Origin of the sequence: Winogradskyella epiphytica (assembly GCF_003217215.1) — a bacterium.
In the GTDB taxonomy this organism is placed as follows: Bacteria; Bacteroidota; Bacteroidia; order Flavobacteriales; family Flavobacteriaceae; genus Winogradskyella; species Winogradskyella epiphytica.
On the sequence record NZ_QJTD01000034.1, the window covers coordinates 1 to 3,105 of the forward strand.

5 protein-coding genes are annotated in these 3,105 nt (G+C 31.7%); all 5 read right to left on the reverse strand.

The window, feature by feature from the left end:
- Positions 1–159: NUMOD4 domain-containing protein (locus tag DFQ11_RS14910; protein WP_233487607.1), on the reverse strand; the 159-nt coding region annotated here is incomplete at its 3' end.
- Positions 160–300: 141 nt separating this feature from the next.
- Entirely contained in the window at positions 301–783 is a 483-nt protein-coding gene (locus DFQ11_RS14915; protein ID WP_110476673.1) for a hypothetical protein, read from the reverse strand.
- Positions 784–989: 206 nt separating this feature from the next.
- Entirely contained in the window at positions 990–1,409 is a 420-nt protein-coding gene (locus DFQ11_RS14920) for a hypothetical protein (RefSeq protein WP_110476674.1), read from the reverse strand.
- On the reverse strand, positions 1,406–1,780 hold the full coding sequence (locus DFQ11_RS14925) for a PadR family transcriptional regulator (RefSeq protein WP_110476675.1): 375 nt from the start codon (positions 1,778–1,780) through the stop codon (positions 1,406–1,408). Before DFQ11_RS14925 ends, DFQ11_RS14920 begins: the two co-directional genes overlap by 4 nt.
- A gap of 217 nt (positions 1,781–1,997) precedes the next feature.
- Entirely contained in the window at positions 1,998–2,921 is a 924-nt protein-coding gene (locus DFQ11_RS14930; RefSeq protein ID WP_110476676.1) for a hypothetical protein, read from the reverse strand.
- Between the last annotated feature and the right edge of the window lie 184 nt (positions 2,922–3,105).

Here is a 3,105-nt window from a genome sequence, read left to right on the forward strand (position 1 = left end):
TTGATATCCGTTGATATATGATTTTTTGACTTCAAATTCGGTTTCGCCTTTACAGTTTAAAATTCGCCCGTAATTTGAGATTTTGAACTGTTCGTCTTCGGCAATTCCATCATCAAATTCAACAGTTTTCCATTCTTCGTTCCAATAGTTTCTTATCATATTTCAGTTTTTCTCAAATGCACTACAACGGTCTCGTATAACCGTCAGTTACGGGATTAAAGTACGCAAATTTTTCGGTTAAGAACTGACGTTAGCAATTCCGAGTGGATTCGGACGTAGTCGAATCCGCCGTAATTGCGGTTATACATTGTTGTAAACAGTTATTTTTTCAGCGATGTATTTTTCAATCAGTTCTTTGTCCGCTTTATTTTTTAAAATTAGTAATTCATTGTTTTTATGTGTCCGATAATTCATTAAAAATTTTGTTTTTCCGCTCCGAGTTAATTCCGAATATTTAAATCGGTTTGGGTCAAATTTCTCCGCAATCAATTCCGTTTTTTGAGTTCGGTCAAAGATTTTTTTCAATCGGGTTATTTTTCCGCTTTTTTCGTCAATTTTTAATTCCGTGTAGTAAATCCACGAGGCAAATCGGTAAAGAGTATAACCGATTAAAGTCAGAATCGCCACAAAAATTCCGACTCCAATTCCGAGAAACCAAATCAGAAATATGAATGAAGCAGAAGTCCAAATCATTAGCTCTTTCCAATTGAATGGAATTCTGTCACTCAACGTATGAATGTCTCCATTTTTGGAAATTCTAAAGTAGTCTTCGTGTTCGTTCATAATTGTTTACAACGGTATCGTGTATGAGCAGTAGCGGATTTTGGAAGCCGAACTTTTCGGTTTAGACTGACGTAAGCTACTTGCAAATTTCATTTGCTAAATTTACGAAAAGGAAATGAATTTGCAAGTAGCGACTAAAATGTACTTAACTTTAAATTAAACACTTAACCCGCTATTGCTTATACACATTGTTAGCTACAGTTTTTTTATTCAAAAATGTCTTCTTTGTCGAGATTGTTTATTGAGTTTTTTCTAGCCCAGAGGAAGAAAACAAAGTGAATGAGAAGAAATATTCCCCAATAAATCGCAACCATAATAGATACATTCAAATTTTCATATTTCGAGCCAAATCCAAGTCCAATCCATAAAAGCGATATTCCGTTGTGAATTAAATAAGTTGTTAGATGGAATCTGAATCCAACATCATATATTGGTAAATATTCTCCGTCTTTTCGTCCAAAATACCAACCCGATGCAAACATTAGTAGTCCGTAAGTTACTGCTGAAATTGTAATTATGATCCCAAATTGATTTTCAATTCCATAACTCAAGAAATATCTGAAAATTATGGTCAGTACAGTTGCAGTCAATGTAAATTTTAATAAATATGGTGTAATTGTTTTCATTGTTCGTTTAATTTTAGAATATTTTTAATTTCGGTTGAGTAAAATAATTTGATATTTCTATTGACAAATTGATTGAAAAGTTCTTGACCAAGATTTGTCAAATAATAATATTTTCTGTCTGGACCTTTATTTCCTTCTTTCAAGTCGTAAGTCAAAACATCAATATGCTCGTATTTTCTTAATGCTCTGTATAGACTTTGCTCTTCACAACTAATTGTTCCGTCCGATTTCTTTTCAATGAAATTTTTAATTTCATCAACATACTTTTTGCTTTCTTGAAGAGCCATAAAAATCCAAAGTGTCAATTGACCTTTTTTATATGTGTTTTCCCAAGAAAGCAATAATTCATTTAGTTTTTTGTCATTTTCCATTATTACTTTATTTGTATTAAACAACTTGAATAATACAAATGTAACAATATTTTTAATTATGACAAATTAATTTCTAAATTTCAGGAAATTAAGGTTGAGGGTTGGGCAAAATTGTAGCTAACGGGTTTGTATAAGATTAGTGGCGTGTTTAAGCACCTAATTTAGCAAATAAACACCAGATAGAAAATCCGCGAGGATTTTCGTAAGTAGGCGAGAACTAGCCATTAATTTTATACGGTGTTGTGCTTAGTGTTTTTCTGTCGAGGTCTGTTAGTAAATCGGAAATATACTTTAAAAGAGATATTACTTTCAAGCTGTTAATTTCAGTTCCATAATCAGCATTAATTCCGTGTAAAATTTCGTGTCGGTTTAAATGACAAGGGAATTTTGAAATATCTTTTTCTTGAACCATAATTGGTGTTTGATTTTGCAAAGGTGACAAATATAAATCCAAGAAATTTCCAGCCGATTTTTCCAATTCGGAAGTAACTTGTGGCAAGTATTTATTCTTTCTTTCCTTTATGAAAAATTTTCTTTTGGTAAAGTCAAAGCAAATTCCGTCAACTTGTGTTAATACACTTGGAATTAGTAAACTATGACTACCGTTTTTATAAGCATCCAATATTTGATTTAAAATTTCTTTTCTGTTTGGATGTCGTTTAATTAAACTTTGAAATATCTGCTCAAGATTTTCTTTATAATACTCAATTAATAATTCGTTAGCAGTTTCTAATTTACCATCTTGTAATTCATACGCAACTCTCAATGGTAAATTTAACTCACACTCTAAGTCAATGAACCAACCGTGTTGTGCAATTAGCAAGAAATATTCAGGTGTTCTTTCCGCATATTCTTTGAGCCTCTCTCCAATTTCTTTGAAAGTGTCCAAATGTTCCAAAATCGGATTTTCAAATTTTGGAATCGAAGCGTATATTTTGTTTATGTGCTCAAATGATTTTTGGAAATTTAATAGAGGTTGTTCTAATGATTTCTGCATTGCTAAAGCTGGTTCAACTGCTTTTTGCATTGCTAAAGTTGATGCGGATAATTGTTTTTGCATTTTCCTAATCGGTTCAGTCATCTTTTCGATTTCCCGATAAGGTTTCATCATTCTTTCTATATGTTTTGTTAGGTTTTCCAATGTTTTTTTACATTAAGCACAACGTGTTTGTGTATCTTAAGTTAGCGATTATAAATATAAGTTATAAATTAGGAATCAAATCAGAAAGAAAAAAAGAGAGGATTAAGGTTATTTTGTGTATTGAGACAGCGATCTCGTTTTTCATGACAATCCCCTCTCTTTCCTACTATTATTTCGAACAGTT